This is a genomic window from Kutzneria buriramensis (assembly GCF_003387475.1).
In the GTDB taxonomy this organism is placed as follows: Bacteria; Actinomycetota; Actinomycetes; order Mycobacteriales; family Pseudonocardiaceae; genus Kutzneria; species Kutzneria buriramensis.
This window is the reverse complement of the sequence record NZ_QUNO01000010.1, coordinates 401,344-428,196: the sequence shown is the minus strand read 5'-3', so window position 1 is coordinate 428,196 and position 26,853 is coordinate 401,344. Positions and strand designations below refer to the sequence as shown.

General features: G+C 71.9%; 22 protein-coding genes and 1 tRNA gene. 9 read left to right on the top strand and 14 right to left on the bottom strand.

The features are described from left to right. Nucleotides 1-17: 17 nt before the first annotated feature. Nucleotides 18-2,105 (bottom strand): PQQ-dependent sugar dehydrogenase, encoded by a 2,088-nt coding sequence (locus BCF44_RS29760; protein ID WP_379800417.1) that lies wholly within the window; start codon nt 2,103-2,105, stop codon nt 18-20. A gap of 232 nt (nt 2,106-2,337) precedes the next feature. On the opposite strand from BCF44_RS29760, the gene BCF44_RS29755 reads away from it, so the two are divergent. After that, entirely contained in the window at nt 2,338-2,850 is a 513-nt protein-coding gene (locus BCF44_RS29755; protein WP_147328687.1) for a hypothetical protein, read from the top strand. After that, nucleotides 2,847-3,383, top strand: a complete 537-nt coding sequence (locus BCF44_RS29750; protein ID WP_147328686.1) for a hypothetical protein — start codon at nt 2,847-2,849, stop codon at nt 3,381-3,383. The genes BCF44_RS29755 and BCF44_RS29750 overlap by 4 nt, the downstream gene beginning before the upstream one ends. A gap of 2 nt (nt 3,384-3,385) precedes the next feature. Here BCF44_RS29750 and BCF44_RS29745 read toward each other — a convergent pair whose 3' ends face one another. Next, complete coding sequence (locus tag BCF44_RS29745; RefSeq protein WP_147328685.1) at nt 3,386-4,633, bottom strand: chymotrypsin family serine protease; 1,248 nt, start codon at nt 4,631-4,633, stop codon at nt 3,386-3,388. Between the two features lie 227 nt (nt 4,634-4,860). Here BCF44_RS29745 and BCF44_RS29740 point away from each other — a divergent pair, with 227 nt between their 5' ends. Then, entirely contained in the window at nt 4,861-6,462 is a 1,602-nt protein-coding gene (locus BCF44_RS29740; protein ID WP_116177686.1) for a GMC family oxidoreductase, read from the top strand. On the opposite strand, the gene BCF44_RS29735 is transcribed toward BCF44_RS29740, so the two are convergent. From BCF44_RS29735 to BCF44_RS29720, 4 genes are all read right to left on the bottom strand, one after another. Further along, nucleotides 6,446-6,862: a DUF6069 family protein gene (locus BCF44_RS29735; protein WP_116177685.1), complete on the bottom strand. Its 417-nt coding sequence runs from the start codon at nt 6,860-6,862 to the stop codon at nt 6,446-6,448. The two genes, BCF44_RS29740 and BCF44_RS29735, sit on opposite strands and share 17 nt — an antisense overlap. Before the next feature lie 99 nt (nt 6,863-6,961). Then, nucleotides 6,962-7,444: a GNAT family N-acetyltransferase gene (locus tag BCF44_RS29730; RefSeq protein WP_116177684.1), complete on the bottom strand. Its 483-nt coding sequence runs from the start codon at nt 7,442-7,444 to the stop codon at nt 6,962-6,964. Nucleotides 7,445-7,453: 9 nt separating this feature from the next. Continuing rightward, nucleotides 7,454-8,035 (bottom strand): hypothetical protein, encoded by a 582-nt coding sequence (locus BCF44_RS29725; protein ID WP_116177683.1) that lies wholly within the window; start codon nt 8,033-8,035, stop codon nt 7,454-7,456. Further along, nucleotides 8,032-8,538, bottom strand: a complete 507-nt coding sequence (locus BCF44_RS29720) for a sigma-70 family RNA polymerase sigma factor (RefSeq protein WP_116177682.1) — start codon at nt 8,536-8,538, stop codon at nt 8,032-8,034. Before BCF44_RS29720 ends, BCF44_RS29725 begins: the two co-directional genes overlap by 4 nt. 92 nt (nt 8,539-8,630) lie before the next feature. Between BCF44_RS29720 and BCF44_RS29715 the strand changes: the two genes are divergently transcribed. Next, nucleotides 8,631-9,737, top strand: coding sequence for a copper resistance D family protein (locus tag BCF44_RS29715; RefSeq protein ID WP_116177681.1), 1,107 nt, complete (start codon nt 8,631-8,633; stop codon nt 9,735-9,737). On the opposite strand, the gene BCF44_RS29710 is transcribed toward BCF44_RS29715, so the two are convergent. Then, a complete protein-coding gene (locus BCF44_RS29710) occupies nt 9,709-10,503 on the bottom strand; it encodes a class I SAM-dependent methyltransferase (RefSeq protein WP_116177680.1) in 795 nt (264 codons plus the stop codon). The two genes, BCF44_RS29715 and BCF44_RS29710, sit on opposite strands and share 29 nt — an antisense overlap. A 112-nt stretch (nt 10,504-10,615) precedes the next feature. Between BCF44_RS29710 and BCF44_RS29705 the strand changes: the two genes are divergently transcribed. Together BCF44_RS29705 and BCF44_RS29700 are read left to right on the top strand one after the other, a co-directional pair. Continuing rightward, complete coding sequence (locus tag BCF44_RS29705; RefSeq protein ID WP_116177679.1) at nt 10,616-13,117, top strand: ATP-binding protein; 2,502 nt, start codon at nt 10,616-10,618, stop codon at nt 13,115-13,117. Then, on the top strand, nt 13,114-15,330 hold the full coding sequence (locus BCF44_RS29700) for an ATP-binding protein (protein WP_116177678.1): 2,217 nt from the start codon (nt 13,114-13,116) through the stop codon (nt 15,328-15,330). The genes BCF44_RS29705 and BCF44_RS29700 overlap by 4 nt, the downstream gene beginning before the upstream one ends. On the opposite strand, the gene BCF44_RS29695 is transcribed toward BCF44_RS29700, so the two are convergent. The 7 genes from BCF44_RS29695 to BCF44_RS29665 form a co-directional block, all read right to left on the bottom strand. Further along, nucleotides 15,321-16,688, bottom strand: a complete 1,368-nt coding sequence (locus tag BCF44_RS29695; protein WP_116177677.1) for an LLM class flavin-dependent oxidoreductase — start codon at nt 16,686-16,688, stop codon at nt 15,321-15,323. The genes BCF44_RS29700 and BCF44_RS29695 overlap by 10 nt on opposite strands. Further along, nucleotides 16,681-17,817 carry an acyl-CoA dehydrogenase family protein gene (locus BCF44_RS29690; RefSeq protein WP_116177676.1) on the bottom strand — a complete coding sequence of 379 codons (1,137 nt, stop codon included), beginning with the start codon at nt 17,815-17,817 and terminating at the stop codon, nt 16,681-16,683. The genes BCF44_RS29695 and BCF44_RS29690 overlap by 8 nt, the downstream gene beginning before the upstream one ends. Further along, complete coding sequence (locus tag BCF44_RS29685; RefSeq protein ID WP_116177675.1) at nt 17,814-18,674, bottom strand: ABC transporter permease; 861 nt, start codon at nt 18,672-18,674, stop codon at nt 17,814-17,816. Before BCF44_RS29685 ends, BCF44_RS29690 begins: the two co-directional genes overlap by 4 nt. Continuing rightward, entirely contained in the window at nt 18,668-19,645 is a 978-nt protein-coding gene (locus BCF44_RS29680; protein WP_116177674.1) for an ABC transporter permease, read from the bottom strand. The genes BCF44_RS29685 and BCF44_RS29680 overlap by 7 nt, the downstream gene beginning before the upstream one ends. After that, nucleotides 19,642-21,084, bottom strand: a complete 1,443-nt coding sequence (locus BCF44_RS29675) for an ATP-binding cassette domain-containing protein (protein ID WP_116177673.1) — start codon at nt 21,082-21,084, stop codon at nt 19,642-19,644. Before BCF44_RS29675 ends, BCF44_RS29680 begins: the two co-directional genes overlap by 4 nt. Next, entirely contained in the window at nt 21,081-22,064 is a 984-nt protein-coding gene (locus BCF44_RS29670) for a BMP family ABC transporter substrate-binding protein (protein WP_116177672.1), read from the bottom strand. Before BCF44_RS29670 ends, BCF44_RS29675 begins: the two co-directional genes overlap by 4 nt. 498 nt (nt 22,065-22,562) lie before the next feature. Beyond that, a tRNA-Lys gene (locus BCF44_RS29665) sits at nt 22,563-22,635 on the bottom strand. A 187-nt stretch (nt 22,636-22,822) separates the two neighbouring features. Between BCF44_RS29665 and BCF44_RS29660 the strand changes: the two genes are divergently transcribed. From BCF44_RS29660 to BCF44_RS29650, 3 genes are all read left to right on the top strand, one after another. Next, complete coding sequence (locus BCF44_RS29660) at nt 22,823-23,698, top strand: spermidine synthase (RefSeq protein WP_379800401.1); 876 nt, start codon at nt 22,823-22,825, stop codon at nt 23,696-23,698. Nucleotides 23,699-23,820: 122 nt separating this feature from the next. Further along, a complete protein-coding gene (locus BCF44_RS29655) occupies nt 23,821-25,935 on the top strand; it encodes a putative bifunctional diguanylate cyclase/phosphodiesterase (protein ID WP_116177671.1) in 2,115 nt (704 codons plus the stop codon). Between the two features lie 19 nt (nt 25,936-25,954). Continuing rightward, nucleotides 25,955-26,761 carry an SAM-dependent methyltransferase gene (locus BCF44_RS29650; RefSeq protein WP_116177670.1) on the top strand — a complete coding sequence of 269 codons (807 nt, stop codon included), beginning with the start codon at nt 25,955-25,957 and terminating at the stop codon, nt 26,759-26,761. Nucleotides 26,762-26,853 lie beyond the last annotated feature (92 nt).

The following is a 26,853-nucleotide window of genomic DNA, read 5'->3' as shown; positions in this document are numbered from 1 at the left end:
GGGGCCACGGCGCCGACTCAGGATCCCAGTGACACGTGGAAGATCTGGTCGTTGCTGTTGTGCGGCGTGCTGTCCTTGTCGCCGTTGTTGGACGTGGTGAGCCAGATCCCGCCGTCCGGCGCCGGTTCGACGGTGCGCAGCCGGCCGTAGGTGCCGTCGAAGAACACCTGCACGTTGGTCAGGCTGCTGCCGCTGATCACCTCGCGGTAGAGCCGGGTGCCGCGCTCGCAGGCCACGTACAGCACGTCACGCACGATCGTGATCCCGCTGCACGAGCCCTGCGCCACCGGATAGGTGTGCTTGGGCGCGATGAACCCCGCCGTGCCGCAGGTGCCGGACGTGCCCTCGCAGGACGGCCAGCCGTAGTTGCCGCCCCTGACGATGAGGTTCGTCTCGTCCATCACGTTGTTGCCGAACTCCTGCTCCCACAGGCGTCCCTGCGAGTCGAACGCCAGCCCCTGCACGTTGCGGTGCCCGTAGCTCCACACCGCGTTGTGGAAGGGATTGTCCGCGGGAATGGTGCCGTCGGGGTTGATCCGCAGCACCTTTCCGTTGAGGCTGCTGGTGTTCTGCGCGTTGGCGCCGTTCTGGGCGTCACCGGTGCCGGCGTAGAGGAACTTGCCGTCGGGGCTGAACCGCAGCCGGCCGCCGTTGTGGAACTTGTTGCGGGCGATGCCGGTCAGCAGGATCTGCTCGGTGCCGGTCTGGAGGCTGTCGGCGGCCGGGTCGTACTTGATGCGCACGATCCGGTTGTCGCTCGGCGAGGTGTGCATGATGTAGAGCCAGTGGTCGGACGAGAAGCTGACCGGGTTGATCTCCAGTCCGGTCAGGCCGCCCTCGCCGTCGGTGCTCTGCACGTTCGGCACGGTGCCGATCACCTTCTTGGCGCCGGTCCTGGGGTCGAGGTGCACGATGTCGTGCACGTCGCGCTCGTTGAACAGGATCGTGCCGTCCGGCAGCGTGACCAGGCCCCACACCACGTCGTCGCTCGCGCCGACCTGGGTGACGGTGCAGACCGGCTGTGTGCAGGAACCGCCGCTGGTGGTCACGTCCAGCACGGGCGAGGGGTCGCTGACGTTCTTGTTCGCGTCGGAGGCCGTGACCTGGAGGTGGTAGGTGGTGTTGGGGGACAACGCGTTCAGCTGCGCGCTGGGCGTCGCGCCGCTGGACGAGCCGATCACCACGGGGGAGCCGTTCACCACGTTGGAGACGGTGTAGCCGGTGACGCCGACGTTGTCGGTGGACGCCGTCCAGGCCAGCGCGATGCTGGTGCTGGTGACGGCGGTGGTGTGCACGTCGGTCGGCGCGGTCGGCGGGGTGTGGTCGTCGGACGGCGGCGTGGTGACCGCCAGCGTGGGGCTGGGCTGCGACACGTTGCCGGCGGCGTCGCGGGCGTTGACGTAGAAGCCGTAGTTGGTGCTGGGGCTCAGGTTGCCGCACGTCCCGCTCAATCCGGTGACCTGCGCGCACAGCTGCCCGTCGTGGTAGACGTCGTAGCCGACGACGCCGGTGTTGTCCGTGGCTGCGGGCCACTGGATGGTCACGCTGGAGGGGGTGTCGCTGACCAGCGTCGGGGCGCCGGGCGCGGTCGGGGGAGTCGTGTCACCGCCGCTGCCGTAGACCTGGAACTCGTCGAGGGAGTAGCCCTTGCTGGCGTCGGTCCGGCAGCGTTTGGTGCCGTAGACCCGGACGTATCGGCCGGTGCCGGACAGCCCGGTGAGGTTCTCCACGCCGCCCTTGCCGGCGGCGGTGGTGTAGATCGCCGTCCAGTTGGTCGTGTCGGGGGATACCTCCACCCGGTATGCGGCGGCGCACGAGGCGTCCCATGTCAGCTGCACCCGGTCGACGGCGTAGGTGGCGCCGAGGTCGACGTAGATCCAGGACGGATCGATGTTCGCCGCGCTGGCCCACCGGGTCGTCGTGTTGCCGTCGACGGCGTTCGCCGGCTGGCAGCAGCCGCCGGACGAGGAGGCGACGACCGGCTTTCCCTGGGACAGCAACGTGTCCACCGCCGGTCTGGCCGCCGTGGCGGTCGCCGCTCCGGTGATGACGGCAAGCGCCGCCACCACGCCGGCGGCCAGTCTGGCTAGGCTCCTTCTGGCCACAGCCCGCACCTTCCACTAGCAGGGGTTCCAACGGCGCGGCGGCGGTTGTGTAAACGTTTACATCCGCGCATGAGCGTACGAGCGCGCGTGGGGGCCGTCAACTGTCGGCAATGCAGCCGCGATCGCTGACCCGAACAGAGCATGGGTGTCGGCCGAACGGCCGGCAGACTGCACCGAAAGTCGGCAGCGATGATCGGAGGGTCAGCAGCCATCACCCCACGGAGACATGCCCATGGACGGATCCTTCGCCCCCGGGCCCGTGCGCGGCTGGTGGTGGCGGAGCAGCCGCGTGCAGCGGCTGGCCGTCGCCGGCGTCGCCGCCGTGCTCGGCCTGGCCCTGCTGATCGGGGCCTTCGCCGGCATGCCGACCGGCGGCCAGCAGAGCGTCGCGGCGACGCCGCTGGTCCCCATTCCGCCCCTGACGACCATCGCCGCGACGACCACGACCACCGTCACGTCGACGACGACGGCGACGACCACCACGACGACGTCCACAGTGGACACGACGACCACCGCTTCGTCGAGCCCGACCACGACGGCCGTCACCACGACGCACCCGCTGCCGCCGATCACCATCGGTCCGCCGATCACCACGATCCCGCCGACGACGACCGACGACATCCAGTACGGCGTGCGGATGGGGATGCCGTGTTCGCCGGAGGGCGCGGTCGGCGTCACGACGCTGGGGATCCCCGTCGTGTGCATGCCCGGGTCCAACGGCAGGCTGAAGTGGAGGCGGCCGTGACCAACGAGGACGTCGACCGCTTCTTCACGCTGTTCGCCAAGCGTCAGAGGGAGAACGAGGAGCCCGTCGACGGGCCGCTGCTGGCGAGCGGGAATCCGCCGCGCGGACTCCAGCCGAGCGGCCTGGTGCGCACTACCGGCTGGCTCCAGTTCGGCTCCCGGCCGGTGAGTTCCGCCTTTCTCGCGGCGCTGGCGGGATTCCCCGTCGCCGCGCTGATCGTCGCGGCGCTGGTGACGACCATGCCCGTGGTCGGCATCCTGATCGCGCTGCTGCCGACCCTGTGCTATGGCGGCTGGCGGCTGCTGACGATCCGCCTGCTGCCCGCGTCGGCCGCGCGGGACATCGGCACCGCCAAGGTCGACGACATCGCCGAGGGCAGTTGGATCCGCGTGCACGGCTCGATCGGGCCCGTCGCGCAGGTGGCCTCGACCAGCACGGACGAGTCCGCACTGGTCGAGGTGACGTTCGTGGGCGGCGTCAGCCGGAGTTGGCCCTCCGGCCACAGCCTGCACCTCGCCGAGGTGCTGGACTGACGTCAGCCGGTGAACCGCCGGATGGTGCCGTTGGTGAGCAGGGCGACCGCCACGTAGCTCTCGGCGTAGCCGGCCCAGACGTTGTTGTTGACGCCGGCGCCGATGTGCATGCCGACCACGTGGGCGAGGTTGGTGCGCCCCTCGTGGTAGTACAGCGGCGCGCCGGAATCGCCGCCCTGGGTCATGGCCTCGTTGGTGTTCTTGCCGTACTTGATCAGTGCCGGGATGCAGCCGAAGCCGGGCACGCAGCCGGTGGCGGTGGTCGAGATGATGCTCGCGCCGCACCGCTCGCCGGTGAAGCCGCCCGCCACGCACGCGCCGTTCAGGCCGGGATGGCCGATAGTCGGCGCGCTGGCCCCGTTGACCTGGATGCTGTTGTACCGGGACGTGTAGATCAGGCCCACATAGTTCTGCTGGGCGCAGCACCACTCGATCTTCGCGATGTCATAGCGGTCCGTCGGCGCGATGGACGTGACCGTGCCGAAGTAGTACTGGCCGGAGGCAACGTTGTAGCCCTGCCTGGTGCAGTGCGCCGCGGTCACGCTGTACGACGAGTGGCCGCCGGCGTTGTTCACCATGGAGAAGCCGCTGGTGCAGTTGCCGATCGTCGCCGTGGTGATGCGGGCGCCACCGTAGTGCGGGGTCTTGTCGGCGAACTGGTCGGCCGACTGGAGCTTGAGCGGCGTCGGCGAGGACTCGATCACCGCCTGCGGCGCGGCGTGCCCCAGCGCTGACTTCAGCTCGGTCGGGGCGTCGGTCGTGACCAGCACCGCGTCACGGTCGGGGTCGTAGTCGAAGGTGAAGGCGTTGGCATGGCCCGCCCCCTGCGCGAACTGGATGATCCGCGTCTCGGTGTCGTCGACGTCAGCCTTGGATTTGGCGCTGTGCTTGACGGTCACCGGCTGTCCGTCGAAGTCCGGCGGCGTGGTCGTGGGTGTCGCCGCCGTGTTCGACAGTGCGACGACGTAGGAGTTGGTCTTGGCACTGAGGTACGTGCCGATCGCGCCGTGGGCATCGCCCCAGGTCTCGACGTTGGCGCCGGGCATGTCGGCGGCGAAGGAGGAGGCGGTCGCGCCGTGTTCCCGCGCGTAGGCCTGCACCTTGGCCTGTTGGTCGAGGCGGGCCGCGGTGTCGGCGATGGTCGTGCCGGCCGGCGCAGCGTCTACCGAGGTGGCCGTGAGCCCGGCTGCGGTGCTGGCCACCACCGCCGCGCACAAGAGGAAGCGTGGTTTGAGTATTCGAATCGACATGGGATTCCTTCGGGGTCTCGGCTTGCGAAGCCGAACTCGACGGTTGCTCGGTCGTTCCGTTCGGGTCAACGGCGCTCGACCGATCACGCCGGTTGTTCGTGCCCGTATCAACCGGTCCGGATCCCGATCCGGTCAGGGGTTGCCATTTCCGGGCGCCGGCCTTCGAGTGATGCTCGTCTTGCCCGATCGGCCGGGCCCCTCGCCGGGCGGCCGCGGTCCCCGGCACCATGGCAGGCATGGAATCGTTCGACTACATCGTCATCGGCGCCGGCAGCGCCGGCTGCGTGCTCGCCAACCGCCTCACCGCCGACGGTGTCAGCCGGGTCCTGGTCCTCGAGGCCGGCGGGTCGGACGACGTCCCCGAGGTGCGCATCCCGGCGGCCCGCGGCAAGCTGCGCGGCGGCGAACTGGACTGGGCCTACACATCGGTGCCGCTGGACCGCACCGGCCGGACCGTGCAGGTGCCGCGGGGCCGGGTGCTCGGCGGTTCCTCGTCGATCAACGCCATGGTCTACATCCGCGGCAGCCGGTTCGACTACGACCGCTGGCGTGCCAAGTACGGCGCCGCCGGCTGGGGATTCGACGATGTGCTGCCGTACTTCGTGAAGTCGGAGAGCAACGGCCGGCTGGCCGGGCCGTGGCACGGCGGCGACGGTCCGCTCCGCGTGGAGGACCCGCGCCACCTGCACCAACTGAGCCTGGACTGGGTGGACTCCGCCGTCGAATGGGGTCTGCCGGCCACCGACGACTTCAATGGCCCGTCGCAGCTCGGCGCCGGTCAGTTCCAGCTCAACTGCCGTGACGGCCGGCGGTGGTCGGTTGCCGATGCCTACCTGCACCCCGTGGCGGATCGCGCGAACCTCTGCGTGCGTACGAACACCACCGTCACGCGGATCCTGATCGAGCGGGGCGCGGCGACCGGCGTGCGGTACCTGCGTGACGGCGTCGAGCACACGGTTCGGGCCGACGGCGAGGTGCTGCTGTGCGCCGGCGCGATCGGGTCGCCGCAGCTGCTGATGCTGTCCGGCATCGGGCCGGCCGACCACCTTGCCCGGCACGGCATCGAGGCGGTCGTCGACTCGCCGAACGTCGGTTCGGGGTTGCAGGACCATCCGACCGTGCCGCTGATGTGGACCACCAAGGGCGTCACCGACATGCGGCACCTGATCGCCACCGACGAGGCCCGCGCGCAGTGGCGGCGGGGGCGCCGTGGGCCGCTTTCCTCCAACCTCGGCGAGACGGGGATGTTCTTCGCCACCAACGGAAGCGCCGAGCCGACCATCGAGGCGACGATGATCGCCACCTCGTCCTGGGACGACAGCCGGGGCCGGTCCGACCGCCCCGCCACCGGCGCGCTGGTCACGCTGCTCGCCCCCGCGTCCCGCGGCAGTGTCCGGCTGCGGTCCGCCGATCCGGCCGACCAGCCGGACATCGACTTCCGGTTCTACGCCCGACAGTCCGATGTGGACGAACTGATCGCCGGTCTGGTGACCGTGCTCGACATCGCCGACCGCAAGCCGCTCACCGCCCACCTCGCCGCGCCGCTGCTGCTCAACACCGTCAACCCCACCCGGGAGCGGCTGCTCGAACACGTGCGGCGGCACACCCAGACCCTGTACCACCCCGTCGGCACCTGCGCGATGGGCTCCGACCACGGCACGGTGGTCGATCCCCGGCTGCGGGTGCGGGGGATCGACCACCTGCGGGTCGTCGACGCGTCCGTGATGCCGGAGATCGTGCGGGGCAACACGAACGCGCCGGTGGTGATGATCGCCGAGCGGGCGGCCGACCTGATCCGGCCGGACCTTGTGGTCACTTCCGGCGCATGAGCGGGATCAGCACCGCGGCGACCGCGCCGTGCACGAGCACCAGGCCGATCTTGGTGCCGGCGGTCGCGTCCTCCAGGAAGATCGGCGGCAGCGACAGCGCCAACACCGCGACCGCCAGACCCGTCCAGATCGCACGGGCCTTCGCGGTGAAGCGTTCCAGCACGGCCAGCGCCGCCCAGCCGAGCACGCCGAAGGCCGTGCCGAAGATGAGCACGATCGGCAGGCTGATGACCACCGCGCCCATCGAGTCGCTGAGCAGGAAGTCCACGCCGACGGCGCTGCCGACCAGTGAGACGACGCCGGCGGCCGCGGCGGCGGCCAGCACCGAGCCGGCGCGGCGCAGGCGGCGCCGGGTGGCGGAGGTCGGGCGGACGGCGGCGGCCGAGGTGGTGATGGTCATGACGAGCTCCGTTTCGACTGGTCGGCCCCTCGGTGTGAGGGTCCGTTGCCAATGCGTCGGACGGCGCTCGGCGATTTCGACGTCGAGTACCAAGATTTTTCAGGACGGGATCGGGCGGGCCCGCCACACCACCGCCAGCGCCGGGTCGCCGCCGGGCTCGACGCCTTGCACGACGAAGCCCTCGCGTTCGTAGAACGCCCCCGCCCGCTCGTTGGCCGCGAAGTGCTCGATGTACAGGCTCGTCGCGTCCGCCGGCAGCCGCTCCGTGAGGGCCGCCAGCAGCCTCGGACCGAGCCCGCGGCCCCGGTGTGCCGGATCGACGTAGAGCTTGTAGACGACGTGATCCGCCCCTCGTCGGCCTCGCTGCCCCACGCCCACCACCGTCCCGGCAGCCTCGGCGACGATCACCAGGCCGTCGGCCACCGCCGCGGCGATCTGGCTTTCGTTCCACCAGTCGCGGACCTGCGCGTCCGCCGCGGCCTCACCGATCAGCGGGGCGTAGTGCGGCCGGATGTGCGTCGCGCCGAACCCGCAGATCGCCGCGACGTCGTCCGCCTGGGCATCCCTCACAACGGTGTCCACCCGGCCAGGCTAGATCCTCGCCACCGGCAGGCCCATGTTCGCGCAGGTCTGGGCGTCGCCGGGGAACACGCCGATGGTGCCGGCCATGGCGTCGACGGCGTCGGCGTCCAGCACGCAGGCGACCAGCGGCGGCGCGGCGTGCTTGCCACTGCCGGCGGGAAACCAGTCGTAGTAGTTGGCCTCCCAAGCCTGGCGGCAGATGTCCATGATGGCGCCCCTGACGTCGCCGCGCCCACCTTCGATGTGCCCGTTGACGCCCACCATGACGTGTTGGTTGGTCTTGTCGAGGGAAGTGGTGATGTTGGGCGTGCGGTAGCAGTAGGCCGCCGTGATGTCCGACGGGGCGGCGGTGCTGATCGGCGTCGTCGGCGCCGGTTGGCCGTGCGCGGCCGGAGGAAGCTGCACCGGGTTCCGGGCCGTCACGAAGATCACGCCGCCGGCGACGACGGCGACCGCGATCGCCGCGGTGGCAAGGGGAATCACCTGGCGACGGCGGCGAAGCGCCCGGCTGCCCTGCCGTTCGGCGGCCTCGACGTCGACCGCCATCGGCGGTTCCTCGTCGCCAAGTGCCTGCTGTAGCAACGACTTCATCGCTGATCACCCTCGATCTGTGCGAAGTCCGTGGCGGACTCGGGAAGGTGCGACCGCAGGGTGCTCAGGCCGCGCAGGGTCTGGGACTTCACGGTGCCCTCGCTGATCCGCAGCGCCGATGCCGTCTGCGCCACCGTGAAATCGCAGTAGAAGCGCAGCGCGAGGACCGCCCGCTGCCTTGGCGGGACCTTGCGCAGCGCCTCCCGTACGTCCACGCGGTCGTCCGGGGCGGCCCGTGCAGGCGTGTCCGGCGGCTCCGCGAACACCTCGGTCCGCCGATAGGCGCGCCGGGACTCGTCGATGGCCACCCGGGCGATCACCTTGCGGGCGTAGGCGTCGAGGCCCGCCGGCTCGATGCGGTGCCAGTGCTTGTACAGGCGCAGCAGGCTCAGTTGGACGATGTCGTCGGCCAGTGTCCAGTCGCCGCAGATCAGGAACGCGACACGCCGCCACTCGCGGGCCCGGTCCCGCACCGCCGGCGTGAACGTCTCACGGTCAGCCACTGGCTCCCCTTCGGTCACGTCCCTCAATACGGGTGTGACCTCGCCCCAGGTTGCTTGCGCCGTGACTTAGCTGAGCCTAACCTAACTGCCTTGTGACCCTGCTTTCGACGGCCGTGCCGGCCATGCCGCCCTGGTGGCGCGTGTCCACCGAGATCGCCTACTTCGCCGCGCTGGCCGCGGTGATCGGCGGCGCGGTGGCGTACCTGACGGTCGTTCGCCCCGTGCTTCGCGCCGAGGTGGACGACCCCGACCGGCAGGCGGTACACGGCCGAACCGTGCGGTTGCTGGCCTGGTGCGGGCCGGTGTTGCTCGTCGCCGGCTACCTCCAGCTGGCGGCTCGGGTCGCTCGCGGCGTCAAGGGCGTCACGTTCGGGCAATCCCTTGCGCCGAGCCGGATCTGGTCCTTCCTCACGCTGCCGATCGCCGTCCAGAACGTCTGCTACGCCCTGGCCGGCGTCGCCCTGCTCACCTTGTTCGTTCGGGACCGGCCGACCCTGGTCACCGCCGTCGCGCTCCCGTTGACCGTGCTCGGCACCGTCGTGCTGGCGCTGCCGACCGGCCAGGGCCAGACCCTCGACACCCAGCTCAACGGCTGGTTCACCCAGGTCCACATCCTCGGCGCCAGCGTCTGGCTCGGCGGCCTGTTCGCACTCGCCGTGATCGGCCGCGGCCGAGGTTTCGGCCAGCGGGCCGGGCTGGTGTGGGCCCGCATGTGGCAGCGGTTCAGCTCCGTCGCCCTGGTCTCGGTCGGCGCGGTCGTCGCCTCCGGCGTGTGGCTGGCCTGGCGGCACGTCGGCACCGTCGGCCAGCTGTTCACCACCACCTACGGTCGGTTCCTGCTGGTGAAGCTGATCATCGTCGCCGCGATGGTCTGCGCCGGCGCCTACAACCAGCTCGCCCTCACCCCGCGCATCGCCCGCGCCCACGCCGCCGGCGACCTCGGCCGCGGCTTTGCCCTGACCCTGCGGCACTTCCCGACCGTCGTCGCCGTCGAGACCGGCCTGGGCCTGGCCGTGCTCACCATCGTGCCGTTCCTGTCCGGCTCCGCCCGCACGCAGGCCGGCGGACCGCCGGCGCCCGCTGTCGACGGCGGCATCCTCGCCCTCGGCGCGCTGCTCGTCGTGACGCTGACGGCCTCGCTGTATGCCAGCTACCGCGTCTCCACCCTGCTCACCCGGCGCGCCGCTCAGGCGTGTTGACGACGAGCACGAGCGAGCCGTCGTAGGTCGGCTGGGTGCGCAGGTGCCCGTATCGGCGGTCCCAGCTGCCGTCGTCCAGCGCCGTACGCAGCGCCTCGGTGTACGCGGCGGCCCGGTCGGGGGCGACGAATGACCAGGCCGAGCAGCTCTTGCGGGCCGCCGGATCGAGCAGCATCTCCGGACGGCCGTAGTACGCCTCGTTGAACCCGTCGGTGCAGTCGAGGGGGATCGGCACCACGCGCACGGTCGTGTGGCCGCCGAGGTGCTCGGCGATCGCGTCCGGCGTGGGGTAGCGGCGGGCCTCCGTGGCGATCACCTCGGGCGCGTACTCGGCCAGCCAGAACCGGTCGAGCAGGGCCGGGTCACACGTGAGGATGACGACCGGGCCGGTGGCAACCCGGCGCATTTCCCGCAGGCCGGCGGCCAGATCGGGCCACTGGTGGACGCTGAACGTGGTCATCGCCGCGTCGAAGGAGGCGTCGGCGAACGGCAGTTCCTCGGCCACCGCGTCCACCGCGGGCGGCAGGTGGCTCGGGCGTTGCGCGCGCATCGACGCCGACGGTTCGACCGCCGTCACGCTGCGATCGGCCGGCTCGTAGGAACCAGCGCCCGCTCCGATGTTCACCACGCTCTGCGCCGTTGCGAGCGCTTCCACGATCGCCGCCGCGATCCGTGCGTCGGGCCGGCGGTAGTCCGCGTAGTGGCCGCCGATCCGCCCGTAGTCGGCGTCCCCCGCGCTGCCGTCGGCCGTCCTGCTCCGTGTCATCTTTCCCCCTTGGTGGCTTCCTTTCGCAAGTTACTCCTCCGAGGTTCGCTCACCGGCTCGGCTAGGCTGGATCGGCCGGCGGGGACCAATTCGCAGCTGGAAGGGGCTGGAGATGCCGACGGGTCCACAGCCGCCGCCGGGCCGTCGCTTCGGGACAGTGGTCGCGGCGAAGCGCAAGGAGCGGCGCTGGACGCTACAGGATCTCGCGGCAGCGGCCGGGGTGTCGCGGTGGACGGTCAGCCGTCTCGAGGCGGGGACGGCGATTCCCTCGGAGGACGTCGCGGCGGCACTCGACGACGCGCTGGAGGCGCAGGGCGGTCTTGTCGCACTGGGGGCCGACGCCCGCGCGGCCCGGCCCTCGGCGGGCGGGCCGGATCAGGCCGCTGCAAACGATTTCGGGGCGGCGGTGACCCGAAAGCGAGCCGAGCGCGGGTGGACCAAACAACGTCTCGCCGACGAGGCGCATGTCGCGCGGAGCACGATCAGCCGGCTGGAAGCGGGACTGAAGGTTCCGTCGGAGGACATCGCCGCGGCACTCGACCGTGCGCTGGGCACGAACGGCGGGCTCGTCTCCCTCGGCAAGCAGGCGCGTGCGGAACCCCATTCGCTGCCGTCCCCGCTGCTGTTCGTCGGGCGCACGGCCGATCTGGCCCGGCTCGACGACCTCGTCGACGGCCTCACCGCGGCCGCGCCGCCGACGGTCGCGCTGATCGCCGGACCGCCCGGAGTGGGCAAGACCGCCCTGGCGCTGCGGTGGGCGAACGACGTCAAGGGCCGGTTCGACACCGTGCTGTGGTCCGACCTGCGCGGGTATTCCGGCGACGACGGCCTGCGCGACGCGGCGGACATCCTCGAGGATCTGTTGCGGGGCTTGGACATTCCGGCCGGCCGGATGCCGACATCGGCGGAAGCCCGGCTCGCGCTGCTCCGCCAGCGGCTGCGCGGCCGCCAGCACCGGGTCCTCATCGTGCTCGACAACGCCCGCAACCTGGCCCAGCTCAAGCCGGTCCTGCCGGGCACGCCCGGCACCATCGTGGTGATCACCAGTCGGCGTCGCATCTACGGGCTGGCCCTCGACGCGCTGCCGATCCACATTCCCCTGGCCCGGATGGACGACGCGGACGGCGCGCGGCTGCTCGCCGCGCTGATCGGCGAGGACCGGGTCCGGGCCGAGCCCGACGCGGTCGAGCGGATGGTGAACCTCTGCGCCGCGCTGCCGCTGGCGTTGCGGATCGCCGGCACTCGGGTCGCCGCCGATCCCGGCACGAGCATCGCCGAGCACGCCGCCGCCCTCGCCGACCGGGGCCGGCTGCACCTGCTCGAAGGCGATGACCGGGCGATCGGCGTCCGCGCGGCGTTCAGCTGGTCGTACAAGGCTTTGCCGCCGGCCGACGCCCGCATGTTCCGGCTGCTCGGCCTGCATCCCGGGCCGAGGTTCAGCGGCGGGTCCGCGGCGGCATCGGCCGGACTGGCGCCGGGCGACGCGGCGGCGCTGCTCGACCACCTCGTCGGGGCGCATCTGGTCCGCGAGATCGACGGCCAGCACTACAGCCTGCACGACCTGCTGCGCGTGTACGCCGCGCAGGAGATCGCGGCGCCGGAATGGGAACAGGAGCGCGCGGCCGCGACCTCCCGGCTCGTGCAGTGGTATCTGCACGGCCTCAACGCCGCCGGGTGGGCCATCACGCCGACCCGCGACCACCACGTCCACCTGGATCCGCCGCCCGCCGACGTCCGCCCGCCGCGCTTCGACTCCGCCACCGGCGCGCTGGCCTGGTGCGAGTCCGAGTGCGAGAACATCGCTCCGATCGTGCAGCTCGCCTACGACCACGGCATGCTGTTCGAGGCGTGGCGGATGACGATGGACGCGTTCGAGTACTTCTTCCACGCGCGGCCGTGGCAGACCTGGCAGGTGAGCACCGAGATCGCGCTGAGGGCGGCGCAGGACGTCGGCGATCCGTCCCGGATCGCCGAGGCGGCGCAGAAACTCGCCGACCTCCACCGCCGCCAGGAGCGCTACGACCCGGCCGACGAACTGGACCGGCTGGCCGTCCGCGTGCTCGAACCCCTCCGTCCGCATCCCCGGCTGGGCTGGTCGCTGGTGGGGTTGGGCGGCAGCGCCCACGCGCTGGCCCGCTACGACGAGGCGGTCGACCTCATCGAGCAGGCCCTGGCCGCCCACCTGGAGAGCGACACCCGGATCGGCGAGCTGCACGCCCGGGTCCAGCTCTGCCGCGCCTACCGTTCCATCGGTGACCACAAGCGGGCGCTCGACGAGGGCATCCGTGCCCTGGAGGCCTTCCGGGCGGACGACGATCTGCACGGCATGGCGTTCGCCCTGGTGCCGCTGGCGCGGGCCCACCGCGCGGCCGGCGACGACGAGCAGGCGATGGCCTGCTGGGAGCAGGCCGCCGTCACCTACCGTGCGGCGGGGGACCGCTGGGGCGAGGCCGACGCCGTCGGCGAGATGGGGCTGCTGCTGGCCGACCGGGACGATGTCGCGGCGGCCCGCGAGCTGCTCGCCGACGCGAGGCGGATGATGGAGCCGCTCGACGACGCCAAGGCCGCGCAGCTCGGCGCGGCGCTGGATCGCCTGGCCAGAGGCAACCCGTGACCGATCCGCGGTGGGACGACAGCACGCCGAGGTGGTATCCGACGGCGGCCGAGCAGTTTGGCGAGCGCCTGGCGGTGCTCCGCAACCACGCCGGCCTGAGCCTGCGGGCGCTCGCCGGCCGGACCGGCATCCCGAAGAGCGTGCTCGGGCGGCTCGAACGTGGCACCACCGGTCCGGGCGTCGACGCCGCCCGGACGTTGGACGACGCGCTGCGGGCCGGCGGCTCGCTGCTCGTCCTCGGACTGGCCGCCCGCGCGGAGCCGTACCCGCACCTGCCGCCGGCGCCGTTCTTCCTGGGCCGCCGGCGCGAGCTGACCCGGCTCACCGCGCTGGCCCGCGGCGAGAGCCCGAACGTGATCTTCATCGCCGGCCCGCCGGGCGTCGGCAAGACGGCGCTCGCGCTGCGGTGGGCCAACGGCGTGCAGGACCTCTTCGACGTGGTGCTGTGGTCGCACCTGCGCGGCCACACGGCCGGCGAGCCCGCGACGATCGCCGACGTCCTCGAGGACCTGCTGCGCGGGCTGGGCAACGAGAGCGACGGCATTCCCTGCGGCGAGCCGGAGCGGGCGTCCGCGCTGCGCGACCAGCTCGGCCGGCGGGCCCAGCGGGTGCTGGTCGTCCTCGACAACGCCGCCGATTCCCACCAGGTCCTGCCGATCCTGCCGGCACTGCCGGGGTGCACGGTGCTGGTGACCAGCCGGATCCAGCTCTCGGCGCTGGTCATCGAGGCCGGCGCCGGCGCGGTGCCGCTGGACATGATGGACTCCGCCGACGCGGCGCACCTGGTCGGCGTCCTGATCGGCGAGGACCGGGCGGACGCCGAGCGGGACGCGGTCGCCCAGCTGGTCGACCTCTGCGGCGCGCTGCCGCTGGCCGTGGTCGTCGCCGCCGAGCGGATCGCGGCGGCCCCGGACCGCACGGTGGCCTCGCACGTCGTCGAAATGGCCGACCTCGGCCGCCGGCTGCGACTTCTCGATCTCGACGACGAGGACGACAGCATCGGCGTGCGCGCGGCGTTCACGTGGTCCTACCAGGCGCTGCCGGCGCCGGCGGCCCGCATGTTCCGGCTGCTGAGCCTGCACCCGGGCACGACGATCAGCGTGTCGTCGGCGGCCACGCTCGCCGGGATCCCGGCGACGGAAGCGGCCTCGCTGCTGGACGTTCTCGCCGTCGCGCACCTGCTTCAGCGGACGCCCGGCGAGTACTACGGATTCCACGACCTGCTCCGTGGCTACGCGATCGACGTGGCCGCCGGCGAACCGGCCGAGGACCGTGCGGCGGCGGTGCGGCGGTTGGTCGACTGGTACCTGCACGCCGCGAATGCCGCGTCCCGGGCGCTGACGCCGGCCCGCGACCACCACATCGAGCTCCCCGGCGGGCCCGGCCCGGCTTTCGGCGGCTTCGACGAGGCCTATGCCTGGTGTTCGCGTGAGGTGTCGAACTTCGTGCCGGTGGCCCGGCTCGCGTTCGATCACGCACTGCACTTCGAGGCCTGGCGGATCATGGTCGAGTTGCACGACTTCTTCGCCCTGGCCCACCCCTGGCACGTCTGGATCGACGGCTACGAGATCGCCGTCCGGGCCGCGCAGGCCGTCGCAGACGAGTCCCGGCTGGCCGAGGCGCGGGTGAAACTGGCCGACGGCTTCCGGCGGCGCGGCGACGTCGCACGGGCCCTGGAGCTCGAAACGCTGGTGGTGGACACCGTCGACGGTCGCAGCCGGGGCTGGGCCCTGCTGGGGCTGGCAACCGATGAGCCACGGGACAGGTGGGCACGCCTGATCCGCGACGCCGTCGACACCTTCGCGGCGGCCGGGTCCTGGTTCGGCGAGGCGACCGCCCGCGTCGCCCTGGGCTTGGCCTGCACCGGCGACGAGGCGTTGGAACACGGTCGGTGGGCCCTGGACACCTTTCTGGCCCACGACGACCGTCACGGCGCGGCCCATGCTCGGTGGGCGCTGGCCCGTTCCTGTCGCCTGGCGGGTGACCTCGAAGCGGCGCTCGCGTATTGCGAACAGTCCATTGCGGACCATCCCGACGCCGATGCGCGGGGAAGGGCCGAGGCGCTCCACGAGCAAGGCCTCGTGCAGCTCGGGCTCGGCCGACACGATGAGGCGATTCGCAGTCTAGGCAGGGCGATCGGGCTCGTCGAGGGTTACGACGAGCGGACGGCGGACCGACTGCGAGCCGGACTCGCCGCGCTGGCTCAGGGCTGAGACGGCACTGCCGCCGCCCGCGCGGGGTGGTCCGGCGGAAGGCGGGAACCCCCGCCCGGGAAGAACTTCTCCCGGAGCGTGCCTTCCCGGTACTCGCGCTGCATGAGGCCGCGCTCGCGCAGGAGCGGGGCCACGTGCTCGACGAATTCGGCGAAGCTGGTGGGGGAGACGACGTATTCCAGGTTGATGCCGTCCACACCGGCCTCCTGCCACTGCTCGACCCGGTCCGCGACCTGCTCGGGCGTGCCGACGAAGCGGCGGTTGCCGTAGCGGCGGATCAGCTGCCCGAGCGTCCATTCCTCGTGCTGGCCGTGATCGAGCAGCTTCCGGATCACCTCGGGCACGTCCCGGCGGCGCAGTTCGGACACCGGCGTTTCCGGGCCGTCGAGCCCGAAATCCCGGTCCAGGAACACGCTCATGCGGGCCAGATTGCCCTCGACCGTCTGCCGCTCCAGCAACTCGGCGTCACGGCGGCGGGCCTCCTCCTCGGTGCTGCCCAACAGGAAGCTCTGCGGCACGAAGATCTTGACGTGGTCCGGGCCCCGGCCGGCCCGCACCGCGGCGCGGCGGACGTCGGCGACGACGGGGGCGGCCTCGGCCGGCGAGGTCGAGCCGATGAACAGCGCCTCCGCGTGCTTGCCGGCGAAGGCGCGGCCCGTCGTCGACATGCCGGCCTGGAACAGCAGCGGCGTGCGCTGCGGCGAGGGCTCGGACAGGTGCGGCCCGTCGAGCGAATAGAATTCTCCTCGGTGCCTGACGGCATGCACCTTGGCGGGGTCGGCGAACTGCCGCCGGTCCCGGTCGCGCAGCACGGCGTCGTCCTCCCAGCTGCACTCCCACAGCTTGTACACGGCGGCGGTGAAGTCCTCCGCGCGGGCGTAGCGCTCGGCGTGGTCGGGGAGACCGCCGAAGCCGAGGTTGCGCCCCGCGCCCGGCAGGAACGACGTCACGATGTTCCACGCCACGCGGCCGCCGGTGAGATGGTCCAGAGTGGACATCTTGCGGGCGAACGGATACGGGTGCTCCTGCAGGATGTTCTGCGTGAAGGTGAAGCCGAGGTGCTCGGTGTGGTACGCCAGCAGCGGGATCAGCACCGACGGGTCGCCGGTGGGGAACTGCATCCCCTCGAACACGGCGGCGTCGCGCGAGCCCCGGTAGGTTTCGTACGGCGCGAGGACATCCGCGAAGAACAGCGTGTCGAACCGGCCGCGCTCCAGCAGCCGGGCCAGGTCGATCCACATCTGCGGGTCGTTGTACGCCAGCTGCCGGCTGTCCGGCTCGGCCCACAGCCCCTGGGCGTGGTGCGAGACCGCGAACATGTGGAACGCGTTGAACAGCATCCGCGGCCGGTCAGCCATCGTGGCCGTCCAGCAGGGCCGCGCCGAGGGTGTCCTTGCATACCTCCAGGGAGTATGCCATCAGGCCGCCGGCCTGCGCGTCCCGGAAGATCCGCTCGATCGGCGAGCTGCGCAGGTAGCCGGCCGACGCGCCGCCGACCCGCACCGCGAGCTGCGCGGCGTCCACGGCGAGCCCGTTGGCCAGCTGCTTGGCCCGGATGGTCGCGGGGACGAACTCCGCCGAGTTCTCGTCGGCGAGCCAACACATGTGCCGCGCGTACATGGTCGCGGCCTCGAGCCGGGCGTGGACGTCCGCGACGTCGAACCGCAGCCACTGCATGCGGGCCAGCGGCTCGCCGGTGGTCGGGATGATCCGCCGCCGCGCGTGGTCGACGAGCGCGGCCAGCGCGGCGTCGGCGATGCCGAGCGACAGGAACGCCAGCCCGGCCCCGATGTGGTTGGGCCGCTTCGGCCGCAACGCCGGGCAGCGCCGGTCCTCGCGCAGCAGGGTGCCGGTGAACTCGATGAGCTGGCTGCGGCTGGCCCGCAGGCCCATGGTGTCCCAGATCGGGATGAACCTCATCGTCGCCGGGTCGGCGGCCAGCCCGAAGAACGTCGGCTTGTCCTCCACGAGGGCGTTGACCAGGAAGTGGTCGGCGATCTCGCAGCCGGAGGCGAAGCGCTTGGCGCCGGTCAGCCGGAAGCCGCCGTCGACGGGTTCGGCGTGCTGCATCGGCATCATGAACAGGTTGCCGCTGGTCGGTTCGGACAGCGCGTTGGCGAACCGGCGGCCGGCGATGAGCTCGTCGGCGTAGAAGCGGGCCGCGTCCGGCGCGGAGATCTCGGCCAGCCCGACGCCGGCGCCGATGTGCATGACCCAGATGCAGGCCGTGGACGGGCAGGCCGCGCTGAGCAGCCGCACGATCTCGCCGTAACTGCGATAGCTCAACGCCTCGCCGCCCAGCTCCTTCGGCAGCAGCGCCGCGTCGAGCCCGCTGCCGTGCAGCGCCTGGAGGTTCGCCAGCGGCAGCTCGGCGCTCTGGTCCAGTGCCCCGGCCGTCTTGGCGAACTCCGCGGCCAGCTCGGTCGCCGTGTCCACCCAGCGCTGCTCGTGGTGCGGCGGCGCGAACGGGTGCCCCCCTGTGCTCATGGCGTCTCCTTCGGACGGACTCGGCGCTGTCCTTCTAGGCATAGCAGGATGAGCGTGACCAGGTAAGGCAGGGCCTGGTACGCCTCGACGGGCAGGCCCAGGTCGTAGGTCTGCGCCAGCAGCGCCAGCGCGTCGAACACCGCGAAGAACAGTGCCCCGCCGACGACCCCGAGTGCGGTGCGCCGGGCGACGATCACCACTGCCAGGGCGATGAACCCGCGGCCGCCGGTCATCAGCGGCACGAAGGTGCCGATCGACGCCAACGCGAGCACCGCACCCGCCAGCCCGGCGAAAGCGCCGGCGACGAGCGCGGCCACGACGCGCTGGCGTCGCACCGGAATGCCGCGTGTGGTGGCGATGTCGGCGTCGTCGCCGCACGCGCGGAGCCGCAGACCGAATCGCGTGCCGCGCAGCATCCACCACGTCGTCGCGGTGAGACCGACGGCCAGCACCGAACCCGCACCCACGCTGCCGCCGAGGACGGGCAGCGTGGGGGCACCCAGCGCCGGCTGCCCCGGCGGGTTGAGCACCTGCGACAGGTACGTGGTCAATCCGGTCCCCAACACGGTCAGCACGATCCCGACCAGCACGGTGTCGACGCCGGCCAGCAGTCCGGCGGCGTGGAGGGCGCCGAAGCAGAGGCCGGCCGTCGTCCCGGCGGCGAGGCCGGCCCACGGACCGGCGGCGGCGGAGCCGAGCACACCGGCCAACGCGCCGGCCAGCATCGTGCCCTCGATGCCCAGGTTGAACCCGGCGCCGGACCGTTCGAGCACGACCTCGCCGAGCCCGGCCAATACCAGCGGCGTCGCCGCGTTCAGCGTGCCGACCAGCGCGAACACGAGGAATTCGGTCACCATGACCGCCCACTGCGACGGGACGCCGTCACTGCCAGCGCGACCGCCCCGAGCAGGACCGCCTGCGTGACCGTGCCGATCGCGGCCGGGATGCCGGTCGCGAACTGGATCCCGTTCGCCCCGGTCGTCAGGGCGGCGAACACCACCGCGGCGACCAGGATCGGCCCCGGCCTCGACCGGCCGAGCACGGCGACGATCAGCCCCGAGAACCCGATGCCGCCGCTGATGCCGAGGTCCAGGCGACCGTCGACGCCGGCCAGCTGCACCCAGCCGGCCAGGCCCGCCGCCGCGCCCGACACGAGCATGGTCGCCAGCATCGCCCGACCGGCCCCGACGCCGAGCCGTTCCGCGAGCCATCGACGGCTGGCGAAGACGTCCAGCAGCAGAGCCGACCGGCTGCGGTGCCACCACACCGCAGCGGCGGCGAGCACCAGGGCGAGGATGATCTGGAAGGGCATCGGCAACAACGCCGCGTCGGGAAGACTCGCGCTCTGCGGGGTCGCCGCACCCACCTTGTCGCGCAACGAGGTTCGCAGGAGGTACGCCAGCAGCTGGGCGGCCAGGTAGTTGCACAGGAGCGTCGTCAGGATCTCCGAGACGCCCCAGCGGACCAACGCCAAACCGGGCAGCAGCGCCCAGATCGCGCCGCCCGCGGCGCCGGCCAGCGCCCCCAACGGCAGCGCCAGCGGCGACGAGCCGGCGGGGGACAGCAGCACGACCGTCGCCGCGATCGCGCCGGCGATCATCTGCCCCTCGCCGCCGACGGAGACGACACTGGCGCGCAGGGCCACCGACACGCCGAGCGCCACCAACACCAGCGGCGTGGCGTAGACCAGCGTCTGCGTGAGGTTGTAGGTCGTACCGAACGCGCCGTGAAACCAGCCCGCGGTGGCGCCGACCAGATCGCCGCCGGTGAGCACCACAACCAGTGCGACCACAGCGAAACCGGCGACGAGGTAAGCCCAGAACCTCACTCGTCTCCGCCCGCGGTCAGGCGCCGCACGAGCGCGTCGTCGAAGTCGGCGGCCGGGAACTCCCCGACGACGCGGCCGCCGGACAGCACGACGACCCGGTCGGCCACCTCGCGGACCTCGCCGGGATCCGCCGACACCAGCAGCACACCTGTGCCGCCGGCGGCGGCACGCGCGATCTCGCTCAGGATTTCCTTGGCGGAACGGACATCCAACCCCTGGGTGGGGCCGTGCAGCACCGCCGCGGCCGGACCGTTGTCGAGTTCCCGCCCCACCAACAGCTTCTGCTGGTTGCCGCCGGACAGCGTCAGCACGGGAAGACCGGGGTCGGGCGGTCGGACGTCGTGACGGGCCAACAGGTCCGTCGCGAATCGCGTCACCGCGCCGCGATCCACCACGCCGCGCCGCGCGAAACGGGGTTCGCGCAACCTCGACACAACCGCCGACCACCGGACGGCGCGGCCCGGCAACAGCCCGTCCAGCCTGGTCTCCGGCACGTACGCCACCGACCCCGTCTCGGTCCGGGTCCCGCCCGCCGGGCGGACGCGGCCGGCGGCCACCTCGGCGAGCGCCCGCTGGCCGTTGCCCGCCACGCCGAGCACCCCGACCACCTCGCCCGCGTGCACGTCGAGGCTGAGGTCGTGGATCGGGTCACCGCAGTCGGCACTCACCGCCGCCAGCCGCAGCACGGGTGCGCCGATGGCGGTTCGCGGTTCCCGGGTCGGGGTGTCCGGCAGGTCGCCCACCATCGTCCGGATCAGCGTCGCGTCGTCGACGTCCGAGCCGGCGCCGCTCCAGGCGACTCGGCCGTGCGCCAGCACCGTCACGGTGTCCGCGACTGCCCGAACCTCGGCCAGGCGGTGGGTGATGAACAGGACCGCCACGCCGGCGGCCGCCAGCGCGCGCAGCCGCGTGAACATGTCCCTGGTCTCGTACGGGCCGAGCGCTGCCGTCGGCTCGTCCAGGAGCAGCACCCGTGCGTCCTGCGCCAGGGCGAGAACCAGCTCGGCGAGCTGTCGCTGGCCGCGGCCGAGATCACGGGTGCGCACGTCGGGATCCACGGCGACGCCGACGGTGGTGGCGGCCTCGCGCAGGCGTCGGCTCGCGGCGCGACGCCGTACCACGCGGTGCGGTTCAGCGAGGGCCAGGTTCTCGGCCAGTGTCAGCTCGCCGACCAGGCTCTCCGTCTGCGGCACCAGCCCGATGCCGTGGCGCAGCGCATCCGTGCGGGAGGCGAACCGGACCGCCCGGCCGTCCAGGCGCACCTCGCCCGGATCGGGGTGGTCGAGCCCGGCCAGGATCCGGATCGCGGTGCTCTTGCCGGCCCCGTTCTCGCCGAGCAGCGCGTGCACCTCGCCGGGGCGGACGGCCAGGTCGACCCGGTCCAGCGCCTGCACGCGGGGAAACCGGCGCGAGGCCGAACACAGTTCCAGGACGGTCACTGCCCGGGTTTCCAGGGGACGATCGTGACCTTGCCGCTCGCCAGGTCCTTGGCCAGCGCGTCCACCCGCTGCGTCAGATCGGCCGGCAGGTCCGGCGCGGCCGCGACCTTGGTGATGTCCGCCGGGACGATCGAGTGGTTCGTGATCGTGGACGTCGTGCCCCGGCCGCCGAACGTGCCTTTGCGCAGCCGGTCGACCCAGTCCCGCAGGATCTGCGTCATGTCGGTGTCGACCCGGCCCACGTTGACGGCCCTCGCGGCGTCACTGCTGTTCGGCGCCATGCCGACGGTGGCGACTCCGGCGTTGCGCGCCGCCGAAGCGACGCCCGGCGACGACGCCTCGGGTTCCGTGGCGATCAGCTTCGCGCCGGCGGCGATCTGCGCCGCGGTCGCCTGCTCCGCCTTCTGCGGATCGTCGAACGAGCCGGTGTAGACGGGTTTCAGCGCTTTCGCGTCCGGATTCGCCGCGTGCAGCCCCTGGTCGAAACCGAACCATTGCGCTTCCACGAAAGGCTGCTGCTCACCGTCGACCACCGCGACCGGCGACAGTTTCGTGGCGCCGGCGATGAAACCCAGCAGATAGCCGAGCTGTTCCGCGTCATACGTCCAGGTCTCGACGTTGGCCGTGGCCCGGGCCAGCACGTCCACGCCGCCCGACGCGATGAACCGCGTCTTCGGGAACTGCGCGCCGACCCGGAAGACGGCGTCGCTGAACCCGACGCCCCAGCCGATGACCAGGTCGTATCCCTCGGCCGCGTACTGCCGCAGGATCGGCTCCGCGTCCGCCGGGTTGGTCACCGATTCCCGAACCTGCGCGTCGATCACGTGTTCGCGCTGGAGTTTCAGGACCGCGTCGGCCCCGATCTCGTTGAACCCGGCGTCGTTCGCCCGGCCGCCCAGCACGATCGCCACCCGCGGCGCCCCGGACGGGGTCGGGTTCGCCGATCCGCACGCCGCCAGCATCACCGCGCACGCCGTCACCGCGAATAGTCGTGTCAGCGACTTTTTCGCACACCTCTGCACTTTCAAGCCCCCAGTTGGCTCGACAACGCTTGGTCGCCGTCCAATCACCCTGCCAGATGCCCGGCTGTCCCAGTGGGATTGGCACGCCGTGCACACGGCGCGGTCGCCGCCGGTCCGCGCCCGCGTTGTTTCCCCAGCACAGGGCCCCTGTCACGGGGTCCTGCGGTCCGGTTCCGGCGGCGCGCGGAGCCGCTGTCCCGGGAGGGTTGGCACGCAAACGCACTAGCCACGGACAGTAGCCGTGCCCGACACTGCGGGTTGTCGCCTTCAGGGGACGAGCTGGTCATGTGACCGCCACAAGAGGGGAGTGGCGGTCACACCGCCGGCCGATGGGGAGAGATCCCGGTCGCCCCGCAGCGTCGCCGGGCGACCGCCGGCCCCGCTACTTGTCCACTGTGGATGGCCCGAAAACGAATAATCCCACCTACACGCGTAGGTGGGATTGATTCTGTGACGTGCGGCGCCAGGGACTCGAACCCCGAACCCGCTGATTAAGAGTCAGCTGCTCTGCCAGTTGAGCTAGCGCCGCTCGTCGAAGGTTTCCCGTGAGGGTTTCCCTCGCTGACGGGAGAAACGTTAGCACAGCGGTCGACGCAATTCCCAATCGGCTGGTCAGGGGCGGTATGCCCAGGTCAGGGGGTGGTTTCGGCGGGACCGGGACGGGGTGAGCCGCGTCACTGGACTAGGGTCGACGGTTCGGTCGGGGAGGAGCGGCAGTGGGGCACGGAAGGTCGCCGAGGGGCCGCCCGAATCGTCGGGAGACGCCGGCGTCGACCCGGGCATCGGTCCGTTTCGGCGAGGCGGAACTGTCACGGGACCCGGATCGCGGCTCGGGGTGGCTGCTGTCGGTGAACGGCGTCGCGCAGTCCTATGTGGACCTCGGCGACCCGACGCACCTGGAGTTCGACTACGTGCGGCGGATCGGCGACGTGGTGGACCTGGCGCACCCGGCGGGCGTGCCGCTGGAGGTGCTTCACATCGGTGGCGGCGCGTGCACGATCCCGAGGTACGTCGCGGCGACGCGCAAGGGTTCGCGGCAGCTGGTGATCGAGGCGGACGGCCCGCTGGTGGAGCTGGTGCGCGAGAACCTCGACCTGAGATCGGTGCCGCAGCTGAAAGTCCGGGTCGGTGACGGCCGCCGGGAGACGGCGACGCGCCGCGACGACACGGCGGACCTGGTGGTGGTCGACGCCTTCGAGAGCGCGCTGATGCCGGGCCCGCTGGCGACCCTGGAGTACTGCCGCGAGGTGCGCAGGGTGCTCCGTCCGCAGGGCACGTACGTGGCGAACCTCGCGGACGGCGGCGGCCTGCGCTTCGCCCGCCGGTTCGCGGCGACACTGGTCGAAATCTTCGAACACGTGCTGGTGATGGCCGAGCCAGGAGTGTTCCGGGGCCGGCGGTTCGGCAATCTCGTGGCGGCCGCCTCGGCGGCGGAGCTGCCCTACGCGGAACTGACCCGCCGCACGGCGGGCTCGGCCTTCCCGGCCCGCTGCGTGCCAGGTCAGGAGTTCGCGGGGAACGCCAGGCCGCTGTCCGACGAGGAGCCGGTCGAGCCGCCGCAGCCGCCGCCGGACGCGCTCGGTCGGACCTGAACCGACCACTTTCACACGTTCGGGGGAGCGTTTCCACCACCCAGACCGAGTAAACACTGCCAGGGTACGTCCGCTCGGACGCTTGTGAGCCGATCCCCGACCAAAGGAGCGACCCGACCGGCGTGAACGATCACCCGCAGCGAGGTCCCGTCGACGACAGCTGGCGGACCGAGCTGGCGCGCACCTGGGCTGCGGAGATCGCGAAGACGGTCTTCATCCCCATGTCGCACGCCAAGATCGTGCGGCTGCTGGCGCGGATGACCGGCACGCTCGCGGACGCCGTCCGCTCCGACCCGCTGACCGTCGCCGGGGTCGCGGAGATCGGCACGGCCCTGATCAACCGGGCGATCTCCGGCAAGGCCACGCTGTCCACCAGCCTGGACGTGCTGGGCCGCGGCCTGCTGGCGATGCCGGACCCACCCGAGGACCTGCCGCACCGCGTGGTGATGGTGCTGAGCGCGCTGGGCGCGGGCTACGCGGAGGCGTTGCGGGAACGCACGTACATCAGCCAGGAGGCGCTGAAACGCTCGCTCATCAAGGCGAAGCGGGACACCGAGCGCAGCCTGGCCGACAGCGACGCCCGGCTGCGGGCGATCTTCTCCTCGTCCGCGGTCGGCATCGCGATCAGCGCCCCCAGCGGCAAGTTCGCCCAGACCAACGCCGCGCTCACCGAGATCCTCGGCTACGGCCAGCCCGAGTTGGCCGGCATGAGCGTGCAGGATCTGGCCCACTCCGACTCCGCCGGCTGGCTGGCCGAGAGCATCGGCGACCTGCTCGCCGGCCGCCGGCCGAACTTCCGCGAACGCTGCCGCCTGGTCCACCAGGACGGCGAGTCGGTCTGGGCGTACCTGGCCATCTCGCTGCTGCGCGACGACCACGACCAGCCGGCCTACCTGGTCACCATGGTCGAGGACGTCACCGAGCTGCACCTGCTCGGCGACCGGCTCGGCCACCAGTCGCTGCACGACATGCTGACGGGCCTGCCCAACCGGCAGTACTTCGTGTCCACTTTGGAGAGCACGCTCGGCCGCTCCGACGCGGGCGGCCGGATCACGCTGTTCCACTTCGGACTCGACCGGTTCACGGTCGTCAACGACGGCCTCGGCCAGCACATCGGCGACCAGCTGCTGCGGGCGGTGGCGCAGCGGCTGGCCGGCGTGTTCGCCGGTGAGACCGCGATGGTCGCCCGGCTGGGCGGCGACGAGTTCGCGGTGCTGTTGGAGGGCAACGCCGACACGCCCGGCGTCGGCGAGTACGCGGCCCGGGTGCTGGACACGCTGGCGGACCCGATGTTCATCGGCGGCGACGGCATCGCGGTCTCCACCTGCATGGGCATCGTGGACCGGATCAGCCCCGGCGCGGACCCGGCGGAGCTGCTGCGGGCCGCGGACATGACGCTGCACCGGGCCAAGCGGCGCGGCGCCGGCCAGTGGGACCTGTTCGACGCGCGCGAGGACGCCGCCGACCGCTCCCGTTTTCGGCTGGCCGCGACCCTGCCGGGCGCGTTGCAGGCGGATCAGCTGGACGTCGTCTACCAACCGCTGCTGCGGTTCTCGGACGAGTCGATGCTCGCGGTGACGGCCCGACTGGCCTGGCGGCCGCCCGGTCAGCCGCCGCAACGGCACGACCAACTGCTGGCGCTGGCCGAGGAAACGGGCGTGGTGCTGCCGGTCGGCCGGTGGGCGATCCACAAGGCGTGTCGGCAGGCGGCGCTGTGGTTTCGTGAGCACGGCGCGGCGACGCCGGCCGTGGCGGTCGACCTGTCGGCCGGGCAGGCCCGCGACCCCGACCTGGTCGGCGTGGTCCGCCGCGAGCTGGACGCCGTCGAGCTGCCGGCCGAGCAGCTGCGGCTGGGCGTCGCGCTCGGCACCCCGGCGCAGAACGACGAGATCATCGACAACATCCTGGTGCTGGCCGAGATGGGTGTCGAATCCTCCCTCGTGGACTTCGGCACCGAGCACGCCGATCTGTTGCTGCGCGGCGAGTTCACGCTGCGCGCCGTCGTGCTCGACAGCCGGCTGGCCGAATCCCTGGCCGACGACCGCACCGCAGAGATCACCGAGCCGGTGGTGCGCAGCCTCGTCGAGTTCGCCCACAGTCTCGGCCTGCCGGTGTCCGTCGCCGGCATCCGGCACGAACAGCACCTGCGCCGGCTGCGAGCCGTCGGCGCGGACGCCGGGCAGGGCGAGCCGCTCGCACCGTCGGTGAGCGCGGACCGGATCGTATTGGGGCACTAGGAGAAAAGGCGGAGGAGCGATGGCAGGCGCAGTGGACTGGGTGCCGACCGAGGTCGACGTCGACGTGCCCAGCTCGGCCCGGATCTACGACTACGTGCTGGGCGGGGCGCACAACTTCGAGCGCGACCGCATGATCGGCAACCAGCTGGCCCAGGTGGTGCCGGTGCGGGAGATGGCCCGGCTGAACCGATCGTTCCTGCGCCGGGCGGTGTTGTTCCTGGCGGACAACGGCATCCGGCAGTTCCTCGACATCGGTTCCGGCATTCCCACCGTCGGCAACGTGCACGAGATCGCCCACGAGACCGACCCGTCCTGCCGGGTCGTCTACGTCGATTACGAGCCGGTCGCCGTCGCCCACAGCCAGCTGCTGCTGCGCGACGACCCGAACGCCGTGATGGTGCAGGCCGACCTGCGCGACCCCGAGCGGATCCTCAACGACCCCGACACCCGCCGGCTGCTCGACTTCGACCAGCCGATCGGCCTGCTCATGGTCGGCGTGCTCCAGTTCGTCCCCGACGCCGACGACCCGACCGGCGTGATCGCCCGCTACCGCGACGCCCTGCCGTCCGGCAGCTACCTGGCGCTGTCGCACTTCACGCCGGACAACATGGAGGAGGGCATGGCCAAGGCGGTGGACGTCTTCTCGCACAGCGCCGAGCCCATCCACCCCCGTTCGCACGCCGAGGTCACCGCCATGTTCGACGGTTTCGACCTGGTCGACCCCGGCGTCGTCTTCACCGCCAACTGGCGCCCCGAGTCCGCCGCCGACCTCGGTGACGACCCCGACCACTCCGGCATCTACGCCGGCGTGGCCCGCAAACCCTGACAAACCCCCCCGCGCCCGAGGAAAACCCCCGCGAGTCGCGCTCTCGGACACACCGAATGTCAGTCTCAGGCAGACCACCGCGAGTCCCGCCC